This is a genomic window from Streptomyces tailanensis (assembly GCF_008386495.1).
GTDB classification, from domain to species: Bacteria; Actinomycetota; Actinomycetes; order Streptomycetales; family Streptomycetaceae; genus Streptomyces; species Streptomyces tailanensis.
Window position 1 is genome coordinate 14,153 of the sequence record NZ_VTHJ01000069.1, and the last position, 26,509, is coordinate 40,661.

The window sequence follows — 26,509 nt, forward strand, 5'->3', positions numbered from 1 at the left end:
CAACCCTGAACGCCCCGGCACAAGTCACCTCGAAGGACCACGCGATGGCACACGACAGGCCCTGCTGCGCCCCCGGTCGGGAGCCTGTGGCCGTGCCGTTGGGGGTGACGAGGGACATGACCTCGGCTGAGCCACAGGAGGCGCGGCACACCGAACGGCTGCTGGAACTGCCCGGCGGCCTTTTCCTCATGGGCACCGAGGACGAGGTCGGCTATCCGGCGGACGGCGAAGGACCGGTCCGGGAGATCGAGCTGAGCCCGTTCCGGATCGCCGCGACGACCGTCACCAACGAACAGTTCGCGGCCTTCGTGGACGCGACCGGCCATGTGACGGAGGCCGAGCACTTCGACTTCTCCTTCGTCTTCGAGGGCTTCCTCCCCGACGACCTGTTCGCCGTGTCCCCACGCGTCCCCGGCACCCCATGGTGGCGCGGCGTCCGAGGCGCCGCCTGGCGGCACCCGGAAGGCCCCGGCTCCTCCGTCGACGCGATCCTCGACCACCCCGTCGTGCACGTCTCCTGGAACGACGCACAGGCCTACTGCGCCTGGTCCGGGACCCGGCTGCCCACCGAGGCCGAGTGGGAGTACGCGGCCCGCGGCGGCCTCGAACGGAAGCGCTACCCCTGGGGCGACGACCTCGCCCCCGACGGCCGCCCCACCTGCAACATCTGGCGCGGCACCTTCCCCACCCACAACACCGCCGCCGACGGCTACCGCTCCACGGCCCCCGCCGACGCCTTCGCCCCCAACGGCTACGGCCTCCACAACACCGTCGGCAACGTCTGGGAGTGGTGCGCCGACCACTTCAGCCCCGACTTCCACCTGACCGGCCCCCGTACCGACCCCACCGGCCCCCCGAACGGCCCCTCCCGCGTCATGCGCGGCGGCTCCCACATGTGCCACGCCTCCTACTGCAACCGCTACCGCGTGGCCGCCCGCTCCTCCAACACCCCCGACAGCTCGGCCGGCAACATCGGCTTCCGCGTCGCGGCGACGATCTGAACCGACAGCGCCGCCAGCCCGACAGAGAACGAGTCAGGCCCTGGTCGTCGACCGGTGAACCGCCCTGACCCTGCGGTCGAACTCGCGGTTGAGGAACGGCATGAGCACGCTGCCGAACCGGGCCAGTGCCCGCGTACCCAGGTCCGGGCAGATCATGAAACGCCGCTGATCGATACCCCGTACGATCGCCGCCGCGACCCGTTCCGCCGTGAGTGGCTTGATCGTTCCGCCGACCACCCGGGTCTCCTCCGGCTTCCACTGGTTCTCCTCGGCGAGCTGGGGGGTGTCCACGTCCGGCGGGAAGACGACACCGACGTGCACCCCGCGCGGCACGAGTTCGGCCCGCAGCGACTCCATCAGCCCGCGCACGGCGAACTTGGCCGGAGCGTACGCGCTGTAGCCGAAGATCCCGAGCAGCCCGGCGGCGGACGACACCGCGACCACGCTGCCGTACCCGCGTTCCACCATGCCGGGGGCGACGGCCCGCAGGGCGTACAGCGTGCCGAAGTAGTCGACCTCCATCATCTGCCGGAAGACCTCGTCCGACAGCTCCAGGAAGTGCCCCGGGCGCGCGAGCCCCGCCGAGGTGATCAGGATGTCGCAGGGCTGCCCCTGTTCCGCCTCCAGTTCGGTGATGGCACGGGTGAGGGCCGCCCGGTCGGCCACGTCGACCACTCGCGAGGCGGCCGAGACCGTCTGCGCGGCCGCCTCCAGGCGTTCCGCTCCCCGTGCGATCAGCGACAGCTTCGCACCACGTGCCGCGAGCAGCCGGGCCGTGGCCAGGCCGATGCCGCTCGACCCGCCGGTCACGATCACATGGGCCGAACCGACGTCCAGGGGGCGTGTGTTCCGCAGTCTCATGGCGGGGAGCGTACTCAGAGTCCGAGTCCCTGGACCATGTCGTCAACGACGAACCGGCACGGGGGCAGCGGCCGCCGCTCCGATCGCGAAGGTGCCACCGCGGCGGGCCGTCCGGCGGTCCGATCGGCCGACGCCACCGCCGGTGCGGCGTCCCTCGCCGTGAGCTTGCCGGAGAGGATGTCCGCCAGAACAAGGATTCCGTCGGGCGGGGAGATTCCCGAGGTTTTCATGGACCGGTCCTTTCCGCGGGGCGTCCAAGAGTGACGCGTCCACCGGTGTCGCAGTTGACGCAACAGTGTCCGATCCCGCTTCATCCCTGGTTGACTGGCTGATTAACCAACGATGAACTCGAAGGCGGAAGTCGTCCTCCGGGGCGGCACCCTCATCACGACCCAACATCACCCGCTCGGCCGAGCACCGGGGTGGCCTCTGGGAAGTCACCCCGTACGCGGGTGTGATGGCCGCATGACCGACTCCGTGGCCCGCGACCCCGAGCTGCCACCCGCCCCCGATGCACCCGAGTCGTACGGCTACCGCCTCAAGTGCCTTGTCCTGGGCCCGCCTCTGGTCACCGAGCGGATCGCCAAGGAGAAGCTGGGCAACCGGACCGCCCTCGGGGTGCTGGCGTCGGACTGCCTCAGCTCGTCGGCGTACGGCAGCGAGGAGATGCTTCGGGTGCTGGTCCCGGTGGTCGGGGTCGCCGCCTTCACCCTGCTGATGCCGGTGACCGGCGCCATCCTGTTCGTCCTCGTCCTGCTGACGCTCTGCTACAGCGACGTCGTCATGATCTATACGCGGGCGGGCGGCAGTTACGTCGTCGCCCGCGAGAACCTCGGACCCGACATCGCCCAGGTCGCGGCGGTCGCCCTCCTCGTCGACTACGTCGTGACGGTCGCCGTCCAGGTCTCGGCGGGCACGAACGCGATCATCTCCTTCGCCCATCTGATCGGCGACGACTGGACGGGCATCGACCACCTCCAACTCCCCCTCAGCATCGGCGTCGTCCTGCTTCTCGCCTACGGCAATCTGCGCGGACTGCGCGAGGCGGGCCGGATGTTCGCCCTGCCCGCCTACCTGTTCATGGCGGCCGTAGGGCTCATGCTCGTCATCGGGGTCGCCCGCTGGGCCTTCGGCGACCTGCCGCACGCCGACCTCCACGCGAGCGGCGCCGTGCCCGTCGGCACGGCGGGGGACGGCTGGCTGTACGGCGCCTCGCTGTTCATGGTGCTCCGGGCGTTCGCCAACGGCGGCTCGTCCCTGACCGGCCTGGAGGCGATCTCCAACGGCGTCTCCGTCTTCCGGGAGCCACAGGGCCGCAACGCCCGCCGGACACTGATCACCATGAGCTGCGTGCTCGGCGTCCTCGTCCTCGGCGTCTCCGGCCTGGCCCATCTCACCCACGCGACCCCCTACACGGACGGCACCCCCACGGTCATCGCCCAGGAGGCCCACCTCGTCTTCGGCGGCGGCTGGTGGGGCACCGCGGGCCTGGCCTTCGTCCAGCTGGCCACCGCTCTGATCCTGTACACCGGCGCCAACACCCCGTTCACCGGCTTCCCGTACCTCGCCAGCTTCGTGGCGGAGGACCGTTTCCTGCCCCGCCGGCTCACCCGCCGCGGACACCGGCTGGCCTTCTCCAACGGCATCATCGCCCTCTCCGCCGTCGCGCTCGCCCTCCTGCTGGTGACGAACGCGAACGTCGACAAACTCGTCGCGCTCTACGCCATCGGCGTGTTCACCGCGTTCACCATGGCCGGCTCCGGCCTCACCGCCCACCACCTGCGACGCCGCGAACCGGGACGCACCTGGAAGATCGCCGTCAACGCGACCGCCGCGACCGTCTCCGCCGTCGTCGTCCTGATCTTCGCCGTCACCAAGTTCACCGAGGGTGCCTGGCTGGTCGTCGTCGTCTTCCCCCTCGGCGTCTGGGCCCTGATCCGCGTAAACCGCGAATACCGCGCCGAATCGGCCGCCCTGGCGGCCCTCCCTCCGGCCGCACACAGCGACCGCCCCCGCTGGCGACGCCACGTGGTCCTGGTCCTGGTCGACGCCTTCGACCCGTCGGCGTTCCACGCCCTGCGCTACGCCCACGAACTACGCCCGGACGAGGTACGGGCCGTCCACATCGCCGTCGACACCACCCACGCCCACCGCCTGGCCGAGCGCTGGCGAGCCACTCACGCCACCGACGTCCCCCTCGAACTGGTCGACTGCCCCGACCGCCGAGTGCCCCACGCCCTGACCCGTCTCGCCACCGCGACCACCGCCGACGGCCGCACGGCCCTGACCCTCCTCATCCCCCACCGCACCTACCGCACGCTCCTCGGCCGCCTCCTGCACAGCGGCACAGCCGAACGCCTAGTCCACACCTTGGAGGAACTCCCATCGGTGGCGGTAACGATCCTGCCGTACCGGGTGCCGTGACAGACAAGGCCGAGGGGGAGCGCCCCTTCAGGGGCGCGGGGAACTGCGCGATCAGCCAGAAACGGCCCGCAGTCGACAAACCACGGAAGCTCCTACAGCGGCAACTCGAACGCCCCACCCCGCATGCCAGAATCCCAACATCCCCCGAAACTGACCCCATGCCAGGACACCCCGCCGCCATCGAGGACTACGCCCTCATCGGCGACCTATTGACGGCGGCCTTGGTCGGCAAAGACGGCGGAGTCGACTGGCTCTGCCTCCCCCGCTTCGACTCACCCGCCTGCTTCGCCGCCCTCCTCGGCGACGAGAACAACGGCCGCTGGCGCATTGCCCCGGCCGACCAGGACGGCCAGAACGGCCCGTACGCCCGCCGCCGCTACCGGGACGACACCCTCGTCCTGGACACCGAGTGGCAGACATCGACCGGCCAGGTCCTGGTCACCGACTTCATGCCCCCGCGCGGAGAGGACGCCCCCTGCGTCGTCCGCATCGTCGAGGGCCTCTCCGGCACCGTCGACATGCGCATGGAGCTGCGCCTCCGCTTCGACTACGGCCGCCTGCTGCCGTGGATGCGGCACAAGGACGGTCAGCTGACCGGCATCGCCGGACCCGACGCGGTGTGGCTGAGCACCCCCGTCCGGCTGACCGCCGACGGCCCGGCCCACACCTCCTCCTTCCGGGTCACCCCGGGCGAACGCGTCCCGTTCGTGCTCGTCTGGCGCCCCTCCCACCTGCCGACCCCGGACCCGGTCGACCCCTTCGACGCGCTGCACGCCACGGAGGCGTACTGGAGGCTGTGGCTGCGCAGGCTGACGTACGACGGCCCGTACCGCGACGCCGTCGCCCGCTCGCTCATCACGCTCAAGGCCCTCACGTACGAGCCGACCGGCGGCATCGTCGCCGCCCCGACCACGTCCCTGCCGGAGGAGATCGGCGGAGTCCGCAACTGGGACTACCGCTACTGCTGGCTGCGCGACGCGGGGATGACCCTGGAGGCGCTGCTGCGCAGCGGGTTCACCGCCGAGGCGGACGCCTGGCGGGGCTGGCTGGAGCGGGCGGTGGCGGGGCGGCCCGAGGACGTGCAGATCATGTACGGCATCGCGGGGGAGCGGCGGCTCACCGAGTGGGAGGTGGACTGGCTGCCGGGTTATGAGGGTTCGCGCCCGGTACGGATCGGCAACGCGGCCGCCGCCCAGCGGCAGCTCGACGTACCCGGCGAGGTCATGGACGCCATCCATCTGGCCGTCGGCTGCGGACTGCGCCCGCGCCGCCATCTGGTCGAACTGCAGGCGGTCCTCCTCGACCACCTGGAACAGGCGTGGCGCGAGCCCGACCAGGGCCTGTGGGAGATGCGGGGCGCCCCACGCCACTACACGCACTCCAAGGTGATGTGCTGGGTCGCCTTCGACCGGGCGGTGCGCATGGCCGAGAACCACGGCCGCCCCGGCCCGGTGGAGCGGTGGCGGCAGGTCCGGGACCTCATCCACCGGGACGTCTGCGAACGCGCCTTCGACCCGGAACGCGGCACCTTCACCCAGTCGTACGGCTCCCGCGAACTCGACGCCGCGCTGCTCCAGATCCCGCAGACCGGGTTCCTGCCGCCGGACGACCCTCGTGTGATCGGCACCGTGAAGGCCGTACGACGCGAACTGCTCACCGACGGGCTGATGGCCCGCTACTCGGCGGGCCGCGCCGACTCCCCGGACGGCCTCCCCGGCGGCGAGGGCGCCTTCCTCGCCTGCTCGTTCTGGCTCGCGGACGCCCTGCTGCCGCTCGGCCGCGAGGACGAGGCCCGCGCCCTGTACGAGCGGCTGCTGAGCCTGCGCAACGACGTCGGACTGCTCGCCGAGGAGTACGACCCCCTCGCGCGCCGCCAACTCGGCAACTTCCCCCAGGCGTTCACCCACGTCCCCCTCATCCGGGTTGCCTACGAACTCGACCGCCACGCCACCCACGCCCGCCGCGGCCGCCCCACCGAGGCGCCGCCACGGGCGACGGAGGAGTGACATGCTGCCCGGATTCCTCACCAGAGCCGTCGAACTGCTGCTCGGCCGGAACGACCTGGGCCGCCCGCTCCACCTGAAGGCGGCCGGCGGCGCCACGGCCGTCCTCCTCGTCGTGATGCTCCTCGGCTCCTGGGCGGTGATCGCCGCCGAACACGGCGCCAAGGGCGCCAACCTGACCTCGTACCCGAAGGCCCTGTGGTGGTCCATCGAAACGGCCACCACCGTCGGCTACGGCGACTTCTACCCCGTGACCCTCTGGGGCCGTGTCGTCGGCGCGGTCGTCATGGTCGTCGGCATCACGACATACGGCATGGTCACGGCAGCCATCGCCACCTGGTTCGTGAGCCGGGAACAGAAGCGCCAACAACTCGCCCACAAGGCCCACGAGTTGTGGGACGAGACCGCCCACGCCCTGCACGAACGGTTCGACCGCCTGGAGCGGATGGTCGCGAGCCGCGGCCGCGGCGAGGAGGACCGGAACTGACCGCCCCTCGGACTCAGATCCAGCCGTCCAGTGACGTCATGAAGCCGTCGAAGTCGTCGCGGTGAATGGTGTGGCCGGCCCCGCTGACCGTGCGCACCTCGAAGCCACGGGTCCGCAGGCGCGCCGCGTCCTCCGGTCCTGTCAGGATGCTCGGGTCGGCCAGCTGCACCAGGGACGGCCCGGCGGGCCCGGCGGGCAGAAACCCGGAGAGCGGACGGCCGTCGAGGAAATACGCCGACGCCGAGTCCCACGCCGCGAGTGTGGCGAGTTCGACGTCGACGTCCTCCTCGTCCCAGCGCGGGTGTGCCGTGCGATGTCCTCGCGGGTGGCGTCCTTGGCGGCGACGAACACGCTCGGACCCAGGCCTCGTCCGGGGTCGGCGTTGCCCCAGACCGGGTCGATGAATACCGCCCGCCGGGGCCGCAGTTCGGCCACCGCGAGGGAGAGGGCCAGCCCGCCGAGGGAATGCCCGACGGCCAGCTCGGCGCCCTCCGGGAAGGTGTCCACCAGGTCCTCGGCGAACAGCTCCGGGCTGTACTCGCCGCGCTCCGACGTCCCATGGCCGCGCAGGTCCACGGCGACGACCCGGTAGCCGCGCTCGGCGAGCGCCGGGCCGACGCGGCGCCAGGTGCGGGAGTCGGACATGATGCCGTGGACGAGCAGAGCGGTCCGGTCTCCGGAGCCCCATTCGCGAGTGTTGAGCTGCACGTGGTCCCCTTCGCGTGGCGGTTTCACGTTCTCCGCGCACCATTCTCCGCGACGGGCCCGCAGAAGCGCCTACTCCTCCACGTGCTGGTTCTCCGCATCGAACATCCACCGCTGCTTCTCCAGCTCGTAGGTGAGGGAGATCAGCAGGTCCTGTGTCACCCTGTCCGCGTCCTCCGTGGCGTCGATACGCCCGCGCAGCCGCCCGATGGCCGTCTCCAGCGCCTCCACCAGGAGCTGTACCACCTCGGTGTCCCGCAGCCAGCCGTCCTTCGTGCCGTGCAGGGCGAAGCGTGCCGCTACGGTCTCGGGGCGGCCGTCGGGGGCGATGCCGAGCGCGGCCGCGCGTTCGGCGACCTGGTCGGCGTACGACCGTGCCGTCGAGACCACCTCGTCGAGCTGGAAGTGGATCGAGCGGAACCGGGGGCCCACGATGTTCCAGTGGGCCTGCTTACCGATCAGCGAGAGCCCCAGCAAGTCCACCAGGCTCTCCTGAAGTGCCTCCCCGGCGACCCTGCGGGCGGGCTCGGGCAGGGCGCTCCTCACCGTCGTCATCACGCGTTACTCCTCTTACTCCCTCATCGCCTCATGCCGCGCGATCGCCGCGCGTCGCACCTTCGCCGCGCGTCGCACCTTCGCTGTGCGTCGCACTGTCGCTGTGCGTCGGACGATCGCCGCGTGCCGGGCGTCGTCGGCGTTCGTGGTCCTTGCGGAGCATTGCGGTGCGCTCGTCCTCGCCCAGGCCACCCCACACGCCGGCCGTCTGTCCGGTGCGAAGCGCCCAGTTGAGGCACTCGCGCAGCACAGGGCAGCGGGCGCAGACGCGCTTGGCGGCGGCGATGTCGTCGAGCGCCGGTCCTGTGGTGCCCACGGGGAAGAACAGTTCGGGGTCCTCTCCCACGCAAGCCGCTTCCCGCAACCACTCCATGCGGGACCGGGTGCCCCGGACGGATGGGGGAAAACACGGCCTCCGGGGTCGGCGGAGCCGAGCCCTCCGGAGCCTCAGCGGGCCAGTACGCCGTCCACGAACTCCTTGACGTCCGCCAGGACTTCGTCCTTGTTCGTCTCGTTGAACACCTCGTGCCGGGCGCCCGGATACACACGCTCGGTCCAGTCGACGCCGCGGAACTCCTCGATGCCCATACGGCTGCCGGACAGCGGCACGATCCGGTCGTCGTCGCCGTGCAGCCACAACAAAGGGAGCGAACCGATGCCCCCGCCCTTGGAGATGGTCTCCAGCATGCGGTCCCAGGCCTCCAACGTCGGCCGCTTGAACGGGCCGTGCCACACCAGCGGATCGTTCGCGTACGCGGCCCCGACCGTCGCGTCGCGCGAGAGCTGCTTCGGGTCGAGCGGGATGTTGGGCACCTCCGGCGGTGCCAACAGCACCCCCAGCGGCTCCCAGATGCCGATCACTGGGCCGGACAGGACGAGCGCGGTGAGCCCGGCACCGTACCGCTGGGCGTACCGCGCGGCGATCAGCCCACCCATGGAGTGGCCGATCAGCACCAGCGGCACCCCCGGGTACGCGGTCCGGGCCAACTCCTCCACCGTGTGCACATCGGTGACCACGTCCTCGAAGTCCTCGATCAGCACCCGCTCGCCCGCCGACTTTCCGTGCCCCATGTGGTCGGGGCCGAACACCGCCGCCCCGTGGGCGACCAGGGTGTCGGCCACATGCTCGTACCGGCCGATGTGTTCGCCGTAGCCGTGGACCAGGAGCGCGATGTACCTCGGTTCCTCACACGGCCACTCCCGTACGGTGACACCGCCCCGGATACCGGCGAAGGCGTGCTCGCGCGAGTCGGCCATGGCTGCTCCCACTGGGTCGGTGAAGGTACCCCGGGGATCTTGCCAGGCGACCCGGCGCCGGTCCATGGTGCCGAGCGCCGCGGGCCGGAACCGGGGTGGGGATCCCGCCCCGTCGGTGGCAGGGGCCATCAGGCGAGACGCTCCTGTCGCGCTCCGATAGGTGGGCATAGCATCGGACTCCGCATGAACACGATGACTCTCTGGCACCTGTCCGCGGCCGAGTTCGCGGTCCTCGCCTTCGCCGCCCTGCTCGTCGGCTTCTCGAAGACCGCCGTGAGCGGCGCCAACACGGTCAGCCTCGCGATCTTCGCGGCGGTCCTGCCCGCCCGCGCCTCGACAGGCGTCCTGCTGCCGCTCCTGATCGTCGGGGACGTCCTCGCCGTGCTGACCTACCGCCGGCACGCCCACTGGCCCACCCTCTGGCGGCTCTTCCCGGCGGTCGGCGCGGGCGTCGTGTTCGGCACCCTGTTCCTGATGTGGGCCGACGACCAGATCGTACGGACCTCGATCGGCGCGATCCTGCTGCTGATGACGGCGGTCACACTCTGGCGCCGCCGCACCGCCGACAAGGACGGCGAACCGGACGCGGTCACCACCCGCGCCGGCCGCGCCAAGGCCCGCTCGTACGGCGTCCTCGGCGGCTTCACCACCATGGTCGCCAACGCCGGCGGCCCCGTGATGTCCATGTACCTGCTCTCGGCCGGCTTCCGTAAGCTCGGCTTCCTGGGCACGTCGGCCTTCTTCTTCCTGATCGTCAACGTCTCCAAGGTGCCCTTCAGCGTGGGCCTCGGCCTCATCGACGGCCCGTCCCTGCTGCTGGACGCGGCGCTCGCCCTGTTCGTCCTGCCGGGCGCCCTGCTCGGCAAGTGGGCGGTGGACCGCATCAACCAGCGACTGTTCGAGCAGATCGTGATCGCCGCGACGGTCGTGGGCGGCCTGCAGCTACTGCTGCGCTGAGCCCCTCAGCAGGGTGGGCAGGTCCGCGAAGGAATCGATCACATGATCGGGCCTGCCGCTCGCCGCCCGATGGGTCTCCGGCAGATACTTGCCGGTCCGCACGAGGACCCCCGTCACCCCGGCCCGCTGCGCCGCCAGCACATCGGACTCGATGTCGTCCCCCACCATCAGCGCCTCCTCCGCGCCGACGCCGACATGCGCCAGCGCCGCCTCGAAGAACGCCGGCGCCGGCTTTCCGGTGATCTCGGCCTCGGTACGGGCGGCCTTCTCAAGCCCCGCCAGGAACGCACCCGCGTCCAGCTGCAGCCCGTCGTCCGTCCGCCAGTAGAGATTGCGGTGCATCGCGACCAGCCGTGCACCGCGCTGGAGGTGCTCGAACGCCCGGTTGAGCGAGGCGTAGCCGAACTCGGGACCGGCACCGCCGACGACCACGACATCCGGTACGGTGCCGGCGTCCTCAACCTCGTCGATCACGTCCACGTCGGCGAGGTCCTCGCGGATGTCACCGCTGTTCAGCAGCGCGCAGCGCGCTCCGGGGCAGCGCTCGGCGAGGTACGCGGCGGTCACGGAGGGCGCGGTCAGGATGTCCTCGGCGGTCACCGGGAAGCCCGCGCCGCCCAGCGTCTCGGCGATCGACGCACGGGTGCGGGACGTCGTGTTGGTGACCAGGGCGACCGCCAGACCCGCCCCGCGGATCTCTGCCAACGCCTCGACCGCGCCGGGCAGCGGCTTCCACGAGACGGTGAGCACCCCGTCGATGTCGATGAGGACGGCACGTTTCGAGGCCATACCCGGACGATACCCACGTATGTCCACGCGGTACCGGGAGCCACGGCAGATGCGTCGTCCCGGGAGCCATGGCGGACGCGTAGTACCGGCGTCCCGCTTGCCCGGCCCGCCCCCGTACGCTCGACGCCATGACCCCGCACATCCTGGTCCTCGGCGGCACCACCGAGGCCCGCGAACTCGCCGCGACCCTCGACGCCCGGCCCGACGTACGCGTGACCACGTCCCTCGCCGGGCGGGTCTCCCGGCCGGGGGCGCTCGAAGGGGCCGTACGGATCGGTGGGTTCGGCGGCGCGGAGGGACTGGCGGGCTGGCTGCGCGAGCACGAGATCGACGCGGTCGTCGACGCCACGCACCCCTTCGCCACGGCCATCACCGTGAACGCGGCCGAGGCGGCGAAGGCCACCGGCACCCCGGCCGTCGTCCTGCGCCGACCGGGCTGGCGGCCCGCCCCCGGTGACCGCTGGCACGACGCGGGATCCCTCACCGAAGCCGCAGCCCTGCTGCCGGCACTGGGCCGTCGAATCTTCCTGACGACCGGCCGCCTGGGCCTCCCGGCCTTCGCGCACCAGGCCGAACTCCACTTCCTCGTACGGTCGGTGGAGGCCCCCGAACCGCCGCTGCCCCCCCACACCCACGTACTGCTCGCACGCGGCCCGTTCACGGTCGCCGGCGAGCGGGCCGTGCTGCGCGAGCACCGCGTCGACGTCCTCGTCACCAAGGACAGCGGGGGAGAGGCGACCGCCGCGAAGCTCGTCGCCGCCCGGGAACTCGGGGTGCCGGTCGTCGTCGTACGACGTCCACCGCTGCCCGAGGGCATGCCAGCGGTGCCTGACGTGGTGGGGGTACTGGCCCGGCTGGGCCTGGACTCACGCTGACGCGTGGCGGGGCCGGGTGGCTCATCTCTCCGGATGTCTGCGGAGCAAGTACGTGTCCATGATCCAGCCCTTGCGCTCCCGGGCCTCGGAGCGCAGTAGCTCGATGCGGGGTGCGGCCTCGGCGATCGGGCCGGAGGCGAGGATCTCGTCCGGGGTGCCTATGTAGGCGCCCCAGTAGATGTCGATGTCCTGATCGGCGTACTGCCGGAAGGTCTGTTGGGCGTCGAGCATCACGACCACGTCGTCGACCCCCTCGGGGAAGCCCTCGGCGAGCCGCCGCCCCGTGGTGATCTGCACCGGCCGGGCGACCCGGTTGAGCCCTGTACGGTGCCGGGCGACCAGCGCCGAGACACTGCTGATGCCGGGCACGACGTCGAACTCGAAGTCCACCGCGCCCCGCTCCAGGACCTCCTCCAGAATCCCGATCGTGCTGTCGTACAACGCGGGATCACCCCACACCAGGAACGCCCCGGTCTCCTCCTCGTCCAACTCCTCGGAGATCAGCCGCTCATAGATGTCCGCGCGCGCACTGCGCCAGTCCCCGACGGCCGGCGAGTACGCGGTCCCGCCCGCCTTGCGGTCCCGCTCCGGGTCGCGGGCCTCCACCAGCCGGTACGACCCCTCCGGTATGTGCGCGTCCAGCATGTCCCGGCGCAGCTGCGTGAGGTCCGACTTCACCTCGCCCTTGTCCAGGATGAAGAACACGTCCGTGCTCCGCAGCGCCCTGACCGCCTGCAGGGTGAGCTGCTCCGGGTCGCCCGCCCCGATACCGATGACATGAATCTTTCGCACGCCCCGAGTCTGCCGCACACCACTGACAATGCCCGCATCGCCTGCGGGGTGAGGGCCGGGGAGGCCATCGGTCAGCCGGGCGCGCCCCCACGCAGCCGGGGCGCCCAGACCCCCGCGTCCACCGCGGCTCCCTCCCGCTCCACGACGTCGGCCAACTCCCGGGCCCAGGCCCCCACCGCCGCCACATCGACACCGTACGGCCGTCCGCGCCCGCTCCTGGCCGCCCACTCCTCGACGGCCCCGGCCCCGCGCCGCAGCAGGCGGGCGCCACCCCTGACGTTCCCGCGCGCCGAGTGGGTCAGCCCCACCGCGAGCTGGGCGAGCCCACGCCACAGCGCGCGCTCTTCGTCCGGCCCCGACTTCCAGGCGTCCTCGAACACCTCGTGCGCATGGAACGGCTTCCCCGCGTCCAGCAGTGCCTGCGCCTCGGTGACCGTCTCCTCGGGCTTCCGGACGACCCCCTCCGGCTGCCGCTCCACCCCCGGCGCCCCGTACGGCAGCGGCCGCCCCAGCCCGTCCCGTGGCCGCGCGTTCCGCGCCCGCCCTTCCGCGTCCCGGTCCCGCCCCTGCGCCGTCGCGTCGTCCGATGTCGAGCTCATGCCCCGATTGTCCCTCGCCCCTCACCGGCCGCGAGGCAGTACCCGACGTACGGTAAAGTTCTGTCTGCGCGATCACGCGGTCCACCCGCGGACAGCGCAACGGGACGTGGCGCAGCTTGGTAGCGCACTTGACTGGGGGTCAAGGGGTCGCAGGTTCAAATCCTGTCGTCCCGACAGTTGAAGGAACTGTCATCACAGGTCAGGGCCTTGGATCACATCATGTGAGACAAGGCCCTTGATCGTTTCTGAGGCTTCATCTCACAATTTCTCACAAACGCGGATGATCAACGCTCAGCCGAGGAGCTCACTCAGCTTCTCCGATCCTGCCTTGAGGCTCTGCGGGTCCGGGTGCACGTACACGCGTTTGGTGAAGGATAGGTCGCTGTGTCCGGCCCAGGCCGACACCACCGTGTCGGGAACCCCGTTGTTAGCCATCCAGGACAGACAGGCGTGTCGCGCGTCGTAGAGGCGGACCCGACGCACCCCGGCTTCCTCCATCAGCTTCTGGGCCTCGCGTCGAAGCTTGTCTGTCTTGAACGGTCTCCCCAGCTCATCGACCACGACATACCCCGAGCCCTCGTAGGCCTCGCCTGCTTGCTCCTTCTCCTGCTCTTGACGGGCACGGAAGGCGACAAGCGCCGTATGGACAGGCTTGGGCAGCGGCAAGGTTCGCTTGCCGTTTGCGGTCTTGGGCTGCTTCTCAACGACCTTGTTTCGGAGTCCGCGCGGACGAGCACGGTCGTAGACGATGGTTCGGGTATTGCCAACGGCAATAGTCCCCTCCCCTGAGAGGTCAACATCTTCGCGCCACCTCGCCCCACAGACTTCGGCGGGACGCTCGGCGATAAGGGTGAGAAGCATGACGCCAAAGAGCCGGTGATTACGGCTTGCGTCGATGAAGGCCTTCACCTCGGCCTCGTCCCAAGGACGACGCTCGGGCGCATTCTCGCGTGCCTTGAGACGTGCATCGCGGGAGATCCGTACATGCTCGGCGACATTACGCACCACCCAACCTCGGCGCACGGCCAAATTCAAGGCGGAGCGCAACCGGCCAAGCGTCAGTTGCACCGAGCGGGTACCCAAGCCGGTACCTGGCTTGCCGCCTCGCTTGCGGCCGCTGGTGACCAGCCAATCGACAAACTCCTCAACGTCCTCCTCGGTCAGCTGCTGCACGCGCTTGTAACCAAGATGGTTGCGGATAGGACGCACCGCGTTGTCGTAGTTGGTGGCAGTCGCTTCCTCGACATCACGGGTCGCAGCCCGAAGCCAGATGTCCAGAAGCTCATTCACGGTCAGTTTGGTCGGCGCGACGTACTCGCCGGTTTTGGATTGGTGACGTATGCGCGCCAGCTCGTCTCGGGCTTCTTTGCGGGTAGCAAAGGTCTTGGTGACCTGCCGACGCTTGCCGTTAGCCTTCCTTGGTCCATCCGTCACGAAGCGATACCGCACCGTGCCGTCTTGCAGGACTAGTTTCTTGATCGGATCGGGCATCGTTTCCTTCTTACGATTGCCCCCCTACTCTCTGCTGTCTGTACGACTCCTCCCCTCTCCGAGGCCGGCGAGGCCCATTAGATATGGCCCTTGTGGGGCTGTGTAGTTCTCTTAAGCGGGCGCTTCGCGCCTTTAGAGGAAAGAATAAGCTTCAGTCTTCCGTGGGCTCTAACGGCTCTACAGGCTGTTACAGAGGGTTTGCTCACTCCCCTTCCAGATAGCGGATGAGCGAGGCGGTGATCACCCGGTACCGGGTGCCGAAGGAAACGACCCGAAAGGGTGCTTGGTTCCTCTTGATCAGCTCGTACAGGTGCGAGCGGGAGATCCCCAACGCCTGGGCTGCCTGATGGACATCGATGGTTGCTGCCCACGAGCGGATCTCATCAAGGGTGGGTCTCATGAGGGTCATCCTCCAAGACCGGCCGCCATCGGGTTGCAATGGCGGACCGAAGCGGTTTGAAGGGATGCTCGGCTGCACAAAGAGGCTCACCGGCGAGGTTACCCCCCATTTTATCCCTCCAACTCACCTAAAAGCTATGGAGAAAAGGACAAAGAGGAAGGCTTCATCACCCCAACAGCTGGCGCCTCACCAGCTCCCACCATGAGCGAGGTTCAGGCCTCCGCTCAGTGCCACCCGTAGGACCCTTCACATAGTCCCGGACATGAAAGTCGCGCTCCACCCCAAGCTCACGCGCCTGAAGAAATCGGTCGGTTGCTTCCCTCTGTGTTGCTCCTGGTACCTGGTATATGCGAATGATCGTGTACTGCATGTTTCTTCCTCCTCGTAAGCGTCCTCATCGCGCGCGCCCTCCACAGCACGTGGCCATCGGCGGGTCAAGGCCGGACGGAATCGTCCGCCGAAGGGAAGCCTTGACGCGGCGGTGGATCACGTGCACACAAAAAGGGCGCGATGAGGACGCTTACGAGTGGTGGGGATTTGGCACCCGGCAGGTTCCTTGAAAGCCGCCGAGAACAACCAGTCCCCTGATACTGCTTCCTTGTGGCCTTGCCACCCATTCTCTTGCATCCGGAACGGATCCCTCTTTTCCGCGTAGGCGGCTTATTGCGGCGCGGCGGAAGGAAGGTCTGGAAGGAATGCCGCCGTGATCGCCACTATGGCCCCCTCTGGGGGTGGCCTCGGAGCTGGCACACCCCGAAGGGCTCACAGGGAACCTGTGTGTGCAGGCGGAGAGGACGGGGGAGTCAGCCGCGCCACCGACCGCACGGGAGCAAAAATTGTACCCAGTGGCGGGGCTGACTCCCCCGTCCGTTGCCACCCCCAAACCCGCTGGTCAGCGGGCCATTCCTTCCAGTTCCTTGTGTTCACACCACTCCATCGAACAAAGCCGGTACTCGTACCGGTTGCTGTACCGGCCTGAGACGGTACGACACCCGACCACCATCCGGTACGGGTACGAAAGCTACTCGATCACCATTTGCGATCAACTTTTGTGCTCACCTACACACATGAGCTGGTACAAAGTGAATTACTCGGCCGTGAACAAAAGCTCACCGCTGCACCTGGGCGTCGTTTATCCCACGACAAAGAAACCCCCTTAGATCCCCCTTGGAGGCTCCCTATTCCCCGCTCTCTTTGCTCCCTCGTTTCCCTTCGCCTTCCTATCGACGCTGACGCGTCGCTTTTCAAAAAAGCCCTACGCGTCAGCAGACGTCGATGAGGTAACTCAGACCAACTGGTGTTACCCAGCGTCCTAGATCGATCCATTAGATTATGGATCGATCCCGTTGCTTCGGTTACTCGGTCACTCGATCACGGCAGGCTAGTCCGTCTTTAATCGCAAACCCCAAAATGGGGGAGACGGCGGCTGCCTTGTCTGCGCTATTTATGAGCTAAGCAAATATAGAAAGTCTTGTATAGTCCCGTACGGACGGCCGTCCGGCCGACCGGTCTTCCGGTCGAGCGGTCGCCTCGTCGCCCGGTCGGTAGGTGAGTAGATACAGAAGAAAAGGTTCTTTGTCAGAGACCACGTTTCTTGAAGTAATCATCAAGGGCTTCGCGAACTATGCGACTCATACTGCCGTCACCACTACCATCCATCTGTTCGCGAAGGGATAGTTTCTTCAAGGTGTCTAGTTGGTCCTGCCCCCATTCAAAACCCCGACGTATAAGCACACGTCGCCCGGTCGGGCGGTCGGTAGTGCGAGCGGTCGGTTCGTCGCCCGGTCGGGCGGTCGGATGATGAGAGACAGAAGGAGCCGGCGAGGGCTCGTGTGTCGGCTTCTTTGGAAAGAAAACAGACCCTCGTAACTCGTTTGCGATGGCGTCAGTATTCAGTTTTTTCATATATGAAACAGTTCGGCAATCAATTTGTTGTAAGCCAGCGCTGCCGTCGACTTCGGGTTAAAAGAAAAGATATCGCGCTTCTGAAAGTGTGCATCACGGAGGTCTGTATTACGGGGAATGACAGTCGTAAGAACTGAGCTCGTATAGGTCTGGCGGAGAAGTTGAAGCGACGTCTTAGTATTGACCGTCGGGTCAGCCATAGTGAACAAAAAACCAGCCAGCTGAAGAAAAGGATTGAAGTACTCACGTACTTCGGTAATGGTCTTACTGATCTGAACGATCGAGTCGAGCTCAAAATAACCAGGCGCGACAACAACGATGACCTTGTCTGCGGCCGTAAACGCATTAATGGTCAACCATGAGAGGGTTGGCGGGCAATCAATGAAGACATAGTCATAGTTAGCCTTGACCATGTCCAACTCACGTTTCAACCGTTCCTCGCGATGGTCAATCGCTGTAGTCAACTCGACATCAGTCGTTGAGAGCAGGATGTGAGAGGGGACTATGTCGAGGTTCGGAACGCTTGTTGGCTGGCAGGGGAGGGGGCGACGCTCAAGGATTGTCGCAACAACAGTCTCGTGTTTCTGAACCTGCGGATAGTTCGACAGAAGAACCTTGCTGCTATTGGCCTGAGAATCGATGTCGATGAGCAAGACACGTTTGCCCTTACGGGCGATGCCGGCGGCAAGCGAAATGGTGGAAGATGTTTTTCCTACTCCTCCTTTCTGTGAGGCAACTGCAATAACCATAGATAAGTTAAACCCACCGAAAACCTAAGGGACAGGTTCATTTCGATGGAATTTCTTTAAGATGAATCCAGAATAACGAAAAATGGACACATCTGTCAATAAGGAATTGTTTCACGCAAGCGCAAAAAAGTATCGCCCAACAAATCACCCTCACGATGGGCAATACATCAATGTCCGCCGCTCAGCGCCCGTCGCGCAGCGTTGATCAGATTTTGTGCATCCGTGCCGTACACCGCAGACTCTTGCAGCGTGTTCCATACGCGGAGGTAGGTAGCGATGCTGTCGGCATCGTCGATCCACAGCTCTGCATGCCAGTCCTCAACGATCACGAGACGGTCGTCGTAGAGCCAGAAGCTGTTGCCCGGGAAGATCTTCAGCGAGGCGCTGAAGGGAACGACGCCAAGCTCGACGGTGTCCAGGCCGATAACGCCGGCCAGGTGGTGGAGCTGCGCTGCGAGGACAGACGGAGGACACACCAGGGAGCGCAGAGCGCCCTCCCACATCATGATCCGGTACTTCCTGCCTGGCCGGTACAAGCCTTCTTGCCGCTGGATCCGGGCGCGTACAGCATCCTCGGTGTCCCGGGGGGATCGCATGAGATCGGCATGCCGGACGAACACATGGCGTGCGTACTCGGGGATCTGCACCATGCCGGGAATCAGGCAGTTCTCCCAGATGGTGAGGACACGTGCTCGGTCGTGCTCGGGTGTGACGGCGTCCTGGACGGCCCTATGGCCTCCGGCGAGCTGGCGACGCCATGAGCGGATGTGGGACTCGAATCCCCGTAGGCGGGCGAGCAGCTCCTCATATGTCTCGGGCTGACCGGTGCCCATGGCCCACGCGCGCAGGTCTTCAGCTGTTGCCGTCTGCTTCCCGTTCTCAAGCTTGCTGATCTTGACCTTGGTCCAGCCTGATCCAAGCCGCTCTGCGAGCTGGGTACCGGTGAGTCGGCCTCCAGGGGCCGTGAGTCGAAGCTCCCGGAGCCGGATCCCGAGATCCTCGCGTGCCTTCTGATAGTCCGTGCTCACCGGTACGTACTCACCTGTCTTTACTCCTTCGCGGGCATCCGCGCCACGAAGTCCCTGTACGGGGTGGCGTAGTGCATTGCGACGTCGCGCAGCCGGTTGTACTGGTTGACACGGGCTGGCTCTGTGATCAGCTCGGCGCCCGTGAGGATGTCGGCCTCGTCGAAGATGCACAGGGCGACGATGTGGGAGTCGAAGATCCAGAAGTCCTCATCGGGGAGGTTCACGCGCTTGGCGTCCTCACGCCACATGTTGCGGACTTCCTCACCCAGCTCGTCGTTGTGCTCGGCATGGGCGAGCAGGTAGCGCTGTCCCTTAGTCGGCGGGTTGTCGACGATCCGGACGCGTCCCACGTACGCGCCGTCTTGGGTCTTGGCGCTGATGGTACGAGCCCATGGTGAGTCCATGTCCCATGTGGGCGTCTCACCCCGAACGAACTGAGCGTAGGTCCCGGTGGCCTCATCGACGGCGTAGCCCCGGCGCATCTCCAGGTGCCAGGCGCTGTGCTGGAAGTTCTCAAAGAGCCTGGCGAACGTATCGGGATCGAGGATGCGCGGCTTCGTGTCCCGGTCCGTGGGGCCAAAGTCGATCAACGTGTTGCGCGGTACCACGATGGGAATCTCGTCCTCATCCAGGTGCTGAAGTTGAGCGATGGCCTCGGGGTCGGTGAGCCGCGGCCCATGCACGATGACCTCGCCTGAGTCCAGGTCCTCGTGGATAGCAGGGCAAGAACCGCCGCCTGAACCAGTGCCGTTGAAGCGCAGTCGTCGCGCCATGACCAGTTCCTTTCATCGGGGACTGATCCATCAAGCATCACGTAGATCAACGCACCGTGTACCAAGTCGAGTTGGGCTTCATGGATAACATCGCGCAACTTCGACGAGGCGTCAAGAAACTTCGAGAAACTTGCGTGGCGCCTGGTAACACCCCGTTCCTACCGTCCTGTTCATGGTCGCGAAGAACACGAAGAAGACACAGGACGTCGACCCGTTCACAGCGGTGGAGTCTCTGAGGGCGGCTCTCCATGAGGTAGGCATCGTGCTGCCGTCGCTGTGGGTCGAACAAGCATCGCCAAACCTCGGCCTGGTGGAGCTCGGGCGCGTACGTGCGGACGTCGCCATGCGCTTGGCCGACGCGTTGCGGCGAGGAGACCAACAGCCATGAGCACCAAGCTGCCGATTGACACGCTCGTCGTGGACACGTCCAGAAACGACAAGATCGGGTACGTGATGGGGCATGAGGGCCCCTACATTCAACTTCGCCAGCCCGGCGGGGGAGTTGAGTGGGATGCAAGACCCGACAAGGTCAGGCCGGCGACTGAGACGGAAGCACTACGCGCCCGCGTCACCGAGATCAACCGGGCAAGGCGGCTGTGATGACCCAGGACATCAAGCCACGACGCAAAGACCTACGACTCAAACCAACGCTGCCCCAACACCTCCTTCCTGACCCCACAACACTCAACGTCCTGCAACTCAGCGAACAGCACTGCGCGTTGTGCGGCAGACGACTCTTCCGTGACAGGTATCTCGGCACTGTCGCCTACAAAGAGCACGGCAAGACCATTAAGGCCGACCTATGGGGCTGTGCCCCAAGCTGTGCGCCATCAGTACAGGCGTGAACCGCACCAACGACGAGGGCCTGCCACGAATCCGGCAGGCTCATCGGTCCTGAGGGTTTGGCCGGTGGCCTACATCGTGCTGGGAGCAGGGAGGGCTTACGCTCGCCAGCGAATCGGGCAGACACCGCCTGCCCTCAAGTGCCCGACGAGCCCTCCCTGCGTAGGGCCCCGGCGCGATGTAGGTGGGTAAAGCCTCAGGACCGCCCCAGTCTCCTGCGGCAGAAGATGGCTGCCCTACGGGCTAAAGAGGGCTGCTTCGCTTGCTCGGCGGCAGAGTGGGAGGGGGGCTTCGCTGTGGCCCCTATAGATGACACATACTCGGTAAAGTCCACCATGGCTGCAAAAGCATCAGGATGAACGTTCTCAGCCAGCTCTGGCCTGTCACGGAAGAACCGATCAACGTAACCAAACGGATCCTCAACCATTTCTCGGTGCCGCTCCCAATCCTGCGGACTTAAATGGGCTTGCCAGCCCGGATCTAACCTCCTCTCGCCTTCCATGCATAGTTACTTATAAGGGAATTGACGTGACTATGTCAATCACCTACTTGAGTGATGAGCCGACTCGAACGGACGTATCTAATTGAGCACAAGCACGCCATCCAGCCTATGTTCACTCCTATGGCATGGTGGAAACCAGCATCCTGGAAACTTAAACCAACGTCCTGGAGGCCTAAAACCCAGTACTGGTGGACTTACTCACTTGCTGGCATTGGATATAGCATCGCGGTACTAGCCGCCTTCTTCAAAGACTGGGGCTGGCCTACGTGGGCACTCTGGATTGCCTTGCCTATTGGAGTCGGTTCGATTGTACTGAATGCACGACTAACCGCACGCCGCGCTAAGAATGAAGCCGAAGAGGTGAGCAGACTGAAAAGAGAAATCGACACACTCAATAGAACCGCTGAAAAGCGGGCTCGCAACCTCATGCGCAAGTATCTATCCAGTACCTTCGAACTATCAGAGTACCTACACGTCATCAGTGAAGCAGAGCCAGAAACACGCAGCTCGCACGAAAGTACACTAAAAGTAAAGGCGATGCATACAGCTGAAAACTGCGTTAAAGACGCAGGAAAAGTACGCGCTGCATTTCTTGAACATTATCCCGCACTCGAAGGAGGACGAGTTCGACGCCTGGTATGCGAACGAGGCAACAAGTCAGGCGCACGTGGCGCACCGGGTCCATTCGTATCAACGCTCAACCCAGGAAAACATATCTACGACCAGATTAAGAATGGAAAAGGGTTCCTAGAGAACGACATCAGCAAGTCTCTAAAATGGCCAGGAATTTACGGTTTTCGATCGGCCGTAATTCATCCAGTCAAGTCAGGCAAAACTCTTTACGGCATCCTCATGGTTGACTGCCCAACGCCTGAAGCTTTGACAAACCATCATCTAGAACTTCTGGAAAGCACCGCCTACGAACTTGCTGCCGGAATTGCATGGTGTCGAGGCGAATAAGAGCGCCTCTACTATAGATCACCCAAAAGCCTCTGATGCGACAGGGTCAATAATGAGAGAAAATCAACTACGATAGCCACAATTAGCTTTACTACAGGACTCCCATGACGAGTTATCAAGAACCACAGCCTCAAAATCCCGTCGCCAGACTTCTATTGTGCGACATAGCGCTCTCGTGAGGCCTCCGGCTACAGGCCTTCCCCTCCTTTTGACGAGATGATGCCGCGGTTTCCCTGCGCGTCAAGGACTTCACGAGCCGGCCTCGGCCGTTCCTTGACCCGAGAGGGAAGACCGCACGAGACCGTCAATTAAGGGAGGGAAGGGAAAATATCAACAACCCTCAACAACCTCAACGCTTCTTCAGCTGAATCAAGCTGCCACTCTCATGCCATAGAACTCTCTTGCCCTCAGCGACCATATGAAGATGCATGTCACACACTCCGCCTCTGGCGCTTTGCGCCAGTAGCTGGCACCGCTGACCCCTCCGTGTATGCGCTTTACACCTCGTGTCATAGACGGGCGACGACGGTGGTTTCTTGGGAGCCTGAGGCGGTGTGCGCCGAGTCAGCTCAGGGAGCGTGGGGAGCGGTTTTGTTGGCTGACGCGTCTGGAACAGATGCTCAGACAGCAGCTTCTTCTTGCGGGCTTGCTCTTGAATGATCTGATCGAGACGCGAAGTACGAAGTCCGGTAAGAGCGGGAAGTTGACGCTGCAACGAGGAGACACGCTGGCTAGTGATGGGCGGGAGCTTAAAGCGCAGGCCAGAGGGCGGGGCTTGTTTGGCAAGCCAGGCTATTTCCTGGTCGCTTGGATACCGTGCAATCATCTTCACCGGCTGAATCCTACGGGAGATTAGCAGAGCGTGATCACTAGATATCGCTTGCAAGGTAGGCAGCTCATTGAAGGTTCTCGGTTGGTTGAAGAAGAGCGCAGCCAAGTCGTATTCGTCGCTATCGACGATCAGATCGATAGGCTCACCGTAGAGGGCCGGAACGTCATGTCGCTTACCAGCACGGTTCTGGATCCCCAAAAGCATCCAATAGGGCCGTGGGGTGGGCTGCCACGGGCTCTGCAGAGAACCAACGGGCAGAACTGATAGGTCAACCTGGGCTCGCGTAGTTGGATTCCGACCGCTGTGTAGTTGCACGGGTTCGACGATCGGGTGATAGACGGGATTGTTGAAGCGCTCACGCAACAACTCGAAACCGTGTGTTGCCACTTCGTGCACAAGGGCAGCGATCAGAACACCCGCGAACGTCGAAAGAGGCTCTCCAGTCATAAGCCTTACCTCCAGCGCCTCCACGTCTCCTGCCAGTGTAGAAGTGGTGAGGGGCACTCGCACCTCAGGCGGAAGTCCGGCGTCAATCGGATCAGATCGCAGCGAAGCCAGCCCTTGCTATAGTGCGCGATGCAACTCCTGATCACCTCCCTCTCGGATTAATCCGTAAGATTCACAAGCTGGCCTTCGAAATATGTGGGGCCGTGTTTCGTGAGTAAAGCCGCGAGTTTGGAATCTACCTGGTCTTCACGCCAATGAGGAGGGATGCCTATAACGCCTGGGCCTCCCCTAGCCTTCGCGAGTGGAGCAAAATGTTTGGTGTTCTGAGTCACTACGATTCGATTGAGCTGCACGGCTAACTCGTAGACTTGCGCGTCAGGCGTGCCGGCTTTCCGCAAGTCGTGAGCAATGTGCTTCACGTCGAAGTGGCTGTTCACGCGGGGGAACTCACGACGATTTGGTAAGTGCTCATCAAAGATGAGCTTATGTTTGTAGAAGGCTCTAGGCATGGCTGTGTCTCGTCACCAACGACGGAAGCGCGCCAATGGCAGCGTCCAAGGCCTCTTGAATAGCACCTTCCAACGTCGTTCGATCTACCCAATCGTACATGTCATGGATTCGATCCAAGGAGTACCCATCTTTAATGCGATACAAAATCGTCTCGATTGGGATGCGGGTGCCTTTTATTACAACGTCACCACCCATTATGTCCGGTGTTGAGCTAAGGTATTTCATAGTAGATTTCTTATAACAAATCGGACACTCAAAAGTCAACGTCCGCTTTTCCGGCTCGGATTCGAGAAAACGGTTCCGGCGGTAGGGGACTGTTTTCGATTCTGGGCCCTGGGTCGTCGGCCAATCAAGGAACGGTTCTGCACGGTGGGGACTGCTGCGGCCTCGATGGGAGGGGCTGGCTTGAAGTATCGATCGAGGTAGTACCGCTCGATCTCGTCCAGGCCGTGAGTGACTGCTGGGAGCTCTGGAAGCCTCGGTGTGTGGACGCGCTGTAAGCGGTCGTCTGGGAGGCGGATGAAAGCTTCGCCGACGTCGAGCTGCTGGATCTGCTGGGTTGTGTGCTCCCATTGCTCGGGGAGTGGGTAGTACGTGGGATGCGTACGCTTCTCGGCGGCCTGGTCGGTGACGACGTGTTTGACGGCCTCGGTGTTCACTGTCCCAAAGAGCTTGGCTGAGAACTCCGCATCCGGTCGGCCTGCCTTAAAGATCGCCTCTATGCCGACATTCTGAAGGGCTCCCTTGAGGCGGTCTGAAGCCTGGCTCCAGTTCTGGTGTGCCATGACGCAGAACAGCTTGTACTTGCGGGTCTCCGAGAGCATGCGAGTGAGGCTCTCCTCGCTTTGTGCCATGAACTGGGAGAACTCGTCGATCATCAGAACATGGGGTGTCCGGCGCCGTCGTCCGTTGGCTCGGAGGTTGGCACGGCTCAGGGCCGCGGTCTCCATGCCCACGGTGAGCAGACACCCAAAGAGCCGGCGAGTGTCTGGCGAGGCCACCGACAGATTGACGATCAGGGATGTCCCCGAGTCGATGAGGCCTCGGAAGTCCAGGACGTTGTCCTGATGCCCGAGGGCGTACCGCAGGATGGGCGAGAGGGTCAGCAGATCCGCCCTGTTGAGCGTGGACTCCTTCATGACCGGGGCATCCCGGCCCCACTGATCCATCCGTAATCGGAAGAAGCGGATCACCTGAGGATCGCGGACACGAGTCGCAAGAAGCTCGTTACGAAACGCTGTGTCAGTGAGGAGATCCGAGAGACGCGTCAGGGGAAGCTCTGCCTCCCGCAGGGCCACGACCGAGTGCTTGAGGATGTTCTCAAACGTCGGGGCGCCGTGAGCCAGCTCCGGCCAGGCCCGCCTGGCGGCCTCGGTGACGTGCTCGGCCATGGCATGGTCGTCGTAGGGCTGGGCGAGGAAGTTGAAAGGGAGATACCGGCCTTCGGCTGCTGCTGCCGGAAGGTCCACGTAGATGAGTCGCTGACGTTGCTCGGGGGTTTCAAGCTGGCCCTGGGCGACGAGATGGGCAAGCATCAGCTGGGCCAGATCGCCGTGTGGATCGATGAGGGTGACTGGCTGTCCGGCGAGGTACAGCGAGAGAAAGAGCGAGGCGAGGAAGTAGCTCTTGCCCGAACCGGTCTTGCCCAGGACATGCATATGAGTCCGGGCGGCCTCAATCGGTAAGTATAAAGTCCGTGGGAAAAACCAGTTCCAATAAGTGCCAAGCGGAATGCGTGACTGTTGGGCAGCAAAGAACTTCATTCGATCCTGCGCTCACCCCCCATCTTGTATTGAACTAGAGCCACGACCAAATCACTGTCGTCCTCAAGTGGCGTTTCAGTCATATCGAGGAGACTCATTGGCTTCCTCTCTTCCGGCGTGTACCACAACAGCTCGAAGAAGAAGACCTCAGGGGGGATGGTCACCGGTGAGGCCTCGGTGAAGAGAAAAATCTGGGAGAGACTCGTTTTATGGATCTCATCCAGCTCTCTGATCGTCCAATCGGACAACTGGACACGTCGCTGGGTGCTCGGTGTCACAACAGCCACGGTGAGGTTGTCCGAGCCAAAGGCTTGCCGATAAGGCCCTTCAGCCCATGCCGCTAGAGCAGCAACCTTGCGGCGCCAGTGCTTCTGGTGCTCCGTACTGCGGTCCAGCTCCAAAGCAATCGCGACAGGGGGCTCGTCGAGCACTTGAAGCTCAAACCATGCATCGGGGATGACTGCCACTGGACGAGCGTCCGGCTGGCCGGCCGGGGTAACCCGGATGTTGGTTCGCTTCAGCTGGCGCTCAGCCAGCATGCGGAGCATGGCCACACGAAACTTGCGGCAAAGACTCTCCGCTGCGACCAGGACATCCACAGCTGCAAGGGTGTGTTCCATGAAGGGGTTGTCTTGTGCCTTCCGGCGCTCCTCGGAGGGGCGGAAGTAGGCATTGGAGAGGCCGACACCGCGGCCTGAGAGATACTGGCGGCCCTTGTCGGCCAAGGTGAAGACATGCGGGGCTGAGCCCACCCGGGGAGCTGGAAGCTCGCGCAAGCGCATGAGGTAACCGGCCTCTGCAAGCCGACGGAGGCGACGCTGTGCATATCGGTTCTCGTCACGGGCCTCGGGGTAGAGGAGACGGCTCACTTGGGATGCCGTCATGTAGTGGAACTGATTGACTGCCCGAAGAATCGAGTCGTCGACCGCGGTGATCCGTACGGGATCGGGTCTTGGTCTCGGTTGGGGGTAGAGCTGCGGATGTTTCTCCATTGAATCACT

General features: G+C 64.8%; 26 protein-coding genes, 1 tRNA gene and 2 pseudogenes. 10 read left to right on the top strand and 19 right to left on the bottom strand.

Translation table 11 applies throughout. The features are described 5' to 3' along the window. The first annotated feature begins 44 nt into the window (after window positions 1–44). Complete coding sequence (locus tag F3T56_RS38235; protein WP_484422111.1) at window positions 45–1,001, top strand: formylglycine-generating enzyme family protein; 957 nt, start codon at window positions 45–47, stop codon at window positions 999–1,001. Between the two features lie 33 nt (window positions 1,002–1,034). Here F3T56_RS38235 and F3T56_RS38240 read toward each other — a convergent pair whose 3' ends face one another. Both F3T56_RS38240 and F3T56_RS38245 read right to left on the bottom strand, forming a co-directional pair. Continuing rightward, the gene (locus tag F3T56_RS38240) at window positions 1,035–1,862 is read right to left on the bottom strand and encodes an SDR family oxidoreductase (RefSeq protein ID WP_149830074.1); all 828 of its coding nucleotides are present in this window, start codon (window positions 1,860–1,862) and stop codon (window positions 1,035–1,037) included. A 14-nt stretch (window positions 1,863–1,876) separates the two neighbouring features. Continuing rightward, complete coding sequence (locus F3T56_RS38245; protein ID WP_149830075.1) at window positions 1,877–2,092, bottom strand: hypothetical protein; 216 nt, start codon at window positions 2,090–2,092, stop codon at window positions 1,877–1,879. A gap of 235 nt (window positions 2,093–2,327) precedes the next feature. On the opposite strand from F3T56_RS38245, the gene F3T56_RS38250 reads away from it, so the two are divergent. The 3 genes from F3T56_RS38250 (at window position 2,328) to F3T56_RS38260 (ending at window position 6,776) form a co-directional block, all read left to right on the top strand. Continuing rightward, entirely contained in the window at window positions 2,328–4,286 is a 1,959-nt protein-coding gene (locus tag F3T56_RS38250) for an APC family permease (protein ID WP_149830076.1), read from the top strand. 158 nt (window positions 4,287–4,444) lie between these two features. Further along, window positions 4,445–6,292 (top strand): glycoside hydrolase family 15 protein, encoded by a 1,848-nt coding sequence (locus F3T56_RS38255; protein WP_149830077.1) that lies wholly within the window; start codon window positions 4,445–4,447, stop codon window positions 6,290–6,292. Between the two features lies 1 nt (window position 6,293). Next, window positions 6,294–6,776, top strand: a complete 483-nt coding sequence (locus tag F3T56_RS38260; protein ID WP_149830078.1) for a potassium channel family protein — start codon at window positions 6,294–6,296, stop codon at window positions 6,774–6,776. A gap of 13 nt (window positions 6,777–6,789) precedes the next feature. Here F3T56_RS38260 and F3T56_RS38265 read toward each other — a convergent pair. From F3T56_RS38265 to F3T56_RS38280, 4 genes and pseudogenes are all read right to left on the bottom strand, one after another. After that, window positions 6,790–7,484, bottom strand: a pseudogene (locus tag F3T56_RS38265) (alpha/beta fold hydrolase). A gap of 69 nt (window positions 7,485–7,553) precedes the next feature. Then, window positions 7,554–8,036 (bottom strand): Dps family protein, encoded by a 483-nt coding sequence (locus F3T56_RS38270; protein ID WP_149830079.1) that lies wholly within the window; start codon window positions 8,034–8,036, stop codon window positions 7,554–7,556. A gap of 124 nt (window positions 8,037–8,160) precedes the next feature. Further along, window positions 8,161–8,409 (bottom strand): annotated as a pseudogene (locus F3T56_RS38275) (WhiB family transcriptional regulator); the annotation flags it as partial. 74 nt (window positions 8,410–8,483) lie between these two features. Further along, complete coding sequence (locus F3T56_RS38280) at window positions 8,484–9,293, bottom strand: alpha/beta hydrolase (RefSeq protein ID WP_149830106.1); 810 nt, start codon at window positions 9,291–9,293, stop codon at window positions 8,484–8,486. A gap of 183 nt (window positions 9,294–9,476) precedes the next feature. Between F3T56_RS38280 and F3T56_RS38285 the strand changes: the two genes are divergently transcribed. Continuing rightward, a complete protein-coding gene (locus tag F3T56_RS38285; protein WP_149830081.1) occupies window positions 9,477–10,250 on the top strand; it encodes a sulfite exporter TauE/SafE family protein in 774 nt (257 codons plus the stop codon). Here the strand turns inward: F3T56_RS38285 and F3T56_RS38290 are convergent. After that, window positions 10,236–11,039, bottom strand: coding sequence for a TIGR01458 family HAD-type hydrolase (locus F3T56_RS38290; protein WP_149830082.1), 804 nt, complete (start codon window positions 11,037–11,039; stop codon window positions 10,236–10,238). The two genes, F3T56_RS38285 and F3T56_RS38290, sit on opposite strands and share 15 nt — an antisense overlap. 128 nt (window positions 11,040–11,167) lie before the next feature. Here F3T56_RS38290 and F3T56_RS38295 point away from each other — a divergent pair, with 128 nt between their 5' ends. Then, window positions 11,168–11,914 carry a cobalt-precorrin-6A reductase gene (locus F3T56_RS38295; RefSeq protein ID WP_149830083.1) on the top strand — a complete coding sequence of 249 codons (747 nt, stop codon included), beginning with the start codon at window positions 11,168–11,170 and terminating at the stop codon, window positions 11,912–11,914. A 21-nt stretch (window positions 11,915–11,935) separates the two neighbouring features. On the opposite strand, the gene cobF is transcribed toward F3T56_RS38295, so the two are convergent. Then, a complete protein-coding gene (gene cobF / locus F3T56_RS38300) occupies window positions 11,936–12,706 on the bottom strand; it encodes a precorrin-6A synthase (deacetylating) (protein WP_172639333.1) in 771 nt (256 codons plus the stop codon). A gap of 71 nt (window positions 12,707–12,777) precedes the next feature. Continuing rightward, window positions 12,778–13,305: a DUF309 domain-containing protein gene (locus tag F3T56_RS38305; protein ID WP_149830084.1), complete on the bottom strand. Its 528-nt coding sequence runs from the start codon at window positions 13,303–13,305 to the stop codon at window positions 12,778–12,780. A 100-nt stretch (window positions 13,306–13,405) separates the two neighbouring features. Between F3T56_RS38305 and F3T56_RS38310 the strand changes: the two genes are divergently transcribed. Continuing rightward, a tRNA-Pro gene (locus F3T56_RS38310) sits at window positions 13,406–13,479 on the top strand. A 117-nt stretch (window positions 13,480–13,596) separates the two neighbouring features. Here the strand turns inward: F3T56_RS38310 and F3T56_RS38315 are convergent. From F3T56_RS38315 to F3T56_RS38335, 5 genes are all read right to left on the bottom strand, one after another. Next, entirely contained in the window at window positions 13,597–14,796 is a 1,200-nt protein-coding gene (locus F3T56_RS38315; protein WP_149830085.1) for a tyrosine-type recombinase/integrase, read from the bottom strand. A gap of 202 nt (window positions 14,797–14,998) precedes the next feature. Then, the gene (locus tag F3T56_RS38320; RefSeq protein WP_246204289.1) at window positions 14,999–15,196 is read right to left on the bottom strand and encodes a helix-turn-helix domain-containing protein; all 198 of its coding nucleotides are present in this window, start codon (window positions 15,194–15,196) and stop codon (window positions 14,999–15,001) included. A 1,901-nt stretch (window positions 15,197–17,097) separates the two neighbouring features. Next, on the bottom strand, window positions 17,098–17,850 hold the full coding sequence (locus F3T56_RS38325) for a ParA family protein (protein WP_149830087.1): 753 nt from the start codon (window positions 17,848–17,850) through the stop codon (window positions 17,098–17,100). Between the two features lie 167 nt (window positions 17,851–18,017). Continuing rightward, on the bottom strand, window positions 18,018–18,878 hold the full coding sequence (locus F3T56_RS38330) for a helix-turn-helix domain-containing protein (RefSeq protein WP_149830088.1): 861 nt from the start codon (window positions 18,876–18,878) through the stop codon (window positions 18,018–18,020). Window positions 18,879–18,898: 20 nt separating this feature from the next. After that, window positions 18,899–19,651, bottom strand: coding sequence for a DUF6879 family protein (locus F3T56_RS38335; protein ID WP_149830089.1), 753 nt, complete (start codon window positions 19,649–19,651; stop codon window positions 18,899–18,901). Between the two features lie 172 nt (window positions 19,652–19,823). Here F3T56_RS38335 and F3T56_RS38340 point away from each other — a divergent pair, with 172 nt between their 5' ends. The 3 genes from F3T56_RS38340 to F3T56_RS38350 all read left to right on the top strand — a co-directional run bounded on the left by F3T56_RS38340 (window position 19,824) and on the right by F3T56_RS38350 (window position 21,956). Beyond that, window positions 19,824–20,039: a hypothetical protein gene (locus F3T56_RS38340; RefSeq protein WP_149830090.1), complete on the top strand. Its 216-nt coding sequence runs from the start codon at window positions 19,824–19,826 to the stop codon at window positions 20,037–20,039. After that, window positions 20,036–20,251 carry a hypothetical protein gene (locus tag F3T56_RS38345; RefSeq protein WP_149830091.1) on the top strand — a complete coding sequence of 72 codons (216 nt, stop codon included), beginning with the start codon at window positions 20,036–20,038 and terminating at the stop codon, window positions 20,249–20,251. Before F3T56_RS38340 ends, F3T56_RS38345 begins: the two co-directional genes overlap by 4 nt. A 799-nt stretch (window positions 20,252–21,050) precedes the next feature. Beyond that, complete coding sequence (locus F3T56_RS38350) at window positions 21,051–21,956, top strand: GAF domain-containing protein (RefSeq protein ID WP_149830092.1); 906 nt, start codon at window positions 21,051–21,053, stop codon at window positions 21,954–21,956. Window positions 21,957–22,305: 349 nt separating this feature from the next. Here F3T56_RS38350 and F3T56_RS38355 read toward each other — a convergent pair whose 3' ends face one another. The 5 genes from F3T56_RS38355 to F3T56_RS38370 all read right to left on the bottom strand — a co-directional run bounded on the left by F3T56_RS38355 (window position 22,306) and on the right by F3T56_RS38370 (window position 26,500). After that, window positions 22,306–23,259, bottom strand: coding sequence for a hypothetical protein (locus F3T56_RS38355; protein WP_149830093.1), 954 nt, complete (start codon window positions 23,257–23,259; stop codon window positions 22,306–22,308). Window positions 23,260–23,393: 134 nt separating this feature from the next. Beyond that, window positions 23,394–23,744 carry a DUF5615 family PIN-like protein gene (locus tag F3T56_RS50340; protein WP_172639334.1) on the bottom strand — a complete coding sequence of 117 codons (351 nt, stop codon included), beginning with the start codon at window positions 23,742–23,744 and terminating at the stop codon, window positions 23,394–23,396. Further along, window positions 23,737–23,970: a DUF433 domain-containing protein gene (locus F3T56_RS50345; protein ID WP_172639335.1), complete on the bottom strand. Its 234-nt coding sequence runs from the start codon at window positions 23,968–23,970 to the stop codon at window positions 23,737–23,739. Before F3T56_RS50345 ends, F3T56_RS50340 begins: the two co-directional genes overlap by 8 nt. Window positions 23,971–24,005: 35 nt before the next feature. Further along, window positions 24,006–25,508 carry a type IV secretory system conjugative DNA transfer family protein gene (locus tag F3T56_RS38365; protein ID WP_149830095.1) on the bottom strand — a complete coding sequence of 501 codons (1,503 nt, stop codon included), beginning with the start codon at window positions 25,506–25,508 and terminating at the stop codon, window positions 24,006–24,008. After that, window positions 25,505–26,500 carry a replication-relaxation family protein gene (locus tag F3T56_RS38370; protein ID WP_149830096.1) on the bottom strand — a complete coding sequence of 332 codons (996 nt, stop codon included), beginning with the start codon at window positions 26,498–26,500 and terminating at the stop codon, window positions 25,505–25,507. Before F3T56_RS38370 ends, F3T56_RS38365 begins: the two co-directional genes overlap by 4 nt. Window positions 26,501–26,509 lie beyond the last annotated feature (9 nt).

Coding starts and splice junctions, on each gene's coding strand:
- F3T56_RS38315 (WP_149830085.1), bottom strand. CDS start 14,796: ATGCCCGATCCGATCAAGAAACTAGTCCTGCAAGACGGCACGGTGCGG.
- F3T56_RS38260 (WP_149830078.1), top strand. CDS start 6,294: ATGCTGCCCGGATTCCTCACCAGAGCCGTCGAACTGCTGCTCGGCCGG.
- F3T56_RS38295 (WP_149830083.1), top strand. CDS start 11,168: ATGACCCCGCACATCCTGGTCCTCGGCGGCACCACCGAGGCCCGCGAA.
- F3T56_RS50340 (WP_172639334.1), bottom strand. CDS start 23,744: ATGCCTAGAGCCTTCTACAAACATAAGCTCATCTTTGATGAGCACTTA.
- F3T56_RS38290 (WP_149830082.1), bottom strand. CDS start 11,039: ATGGCCTCGAAACGTGCCGTCCTCATCGACATCGACGGGGTGCTCACC.
- F3T56_RS38240 (WP_149830074.1), bottom strand. CDS start 1,862: ATGAGACTGCGGAACACACGCCCCCTGGACGTCGGTTCGGCCCATGTG.
- F3T56_RS38320 (WP_246204289.1), bottom strand. CDS start 15,196: ATGAGACCCACCCTTGATGAGATCCGCTCGTGGGCAGCAACCATCGAT.
- F3T56_RS38305 (WP_149830084.1), bottom strand. CDS start 13,305: ATGAGCTCGACATCGGACGACGCGACGGCGCAGGGGCGGGACCGGGAC.
- F3T56_RS38270 (WP_149830079.1), bottom strand. CDS start 8,036: ATGACGACGGTGAGGAGCGCCCTGCCCGAGCCCGCCCGCAGGGTCGCC.
- F3T56_RS38250 (WP_149830076.1), top strand. CDS start 2,328: ATGACCGACTCCGTGGCCCGCGACCCCGAGCTGCCACCCGCCCCCGAT.
- F3T56_RS38350 (WP_149830092.1), top strand. CDS start 21,051: ATGAGCCGACTCGAACGGACGTATCTAATTGAGCACAAGCACGCCATC.
- F3T56_RS38335 (WP_149830089.1), bottom strand. CDS start 19,651: ATGGCGCGACGACTGCGCTTCAACGGCACTGGTTCAGGCGGCGGTTCT.
- F3T56_RS38340 (WP_149830090.1), top strand. CDS start 19,824: ATGGTCGCGAAGAACACGAAGAAGACACAGGACGTCGACCCGTTCACA.
- F3T56_RS38370 (WP_149830096.1), bottom strand. CDS start 26,500: ATGGAGAAACATCCGCAGCTCTACCCCCAACCGAGACCAAGACCCGAT.
- F3T56_RS38285 (WP_149830081.1), top strand. CDS start 9,477: ATGAACACGATGACTCTCTGGCACCTGTCCGCGGCCGAGTTCGCGGTC.
- F3T56_RS38280 (WP_149830106.1), bottom strand. CDS start 9,293: ATGGCCGACTCGCGCGAGCACGCCTTCGCCGGTATCCGGGGCGGTGTC.
- F3T56_RS38325 (WP_149830087.1), bottom strand. CDS start 17,850: ATGGTTATTGCAGTTGCCTCACAGAAAGGAGGAGTAGGAAAAACATCT.
- F3T56_RS38365 (WP_149830095.1), bottom strand. CDS start 25,508: ATGAAGTTCTTTGCTGCCCAACAGTCACGCATTCCGCTTGGCACTTAT.
- F3T56_RS38345 (WP_149830091.1), top strand. CDS start 20,036: ATGAGCACCAAGCTGCCGATTGACACGCTCGTCGTGGACACGTCCAGA.
- F3T56_RS50345 (WP_172639335.1), bottom strand. CDS start 23,970: ATGAAATACCTTAGCTCAACACCGGACATAATGGGTGGTGACGTTGTA.
- F3T56_RS38245 (WP_149830075.1), bottom strand. CDS start 2,092: ATGAAAACCTCGGGAATCTCCCCGCCCGACGGAATCCTTGTTCTGGCG.
- F3T56_RS38235 (WP_484422111.1), top strand. CDS start 45: ATGGCACACGACAGGCCCTGCTGCGCCCCCGGTCGGGAGCCTGTGGCC.
- F3T56_RS38255 (WP_149830077.1), top strand. CDS start 4,445: ATGCCAGGACACCCCGCCGCCATCGAGGACTACGCCCTCATCGGCGAC.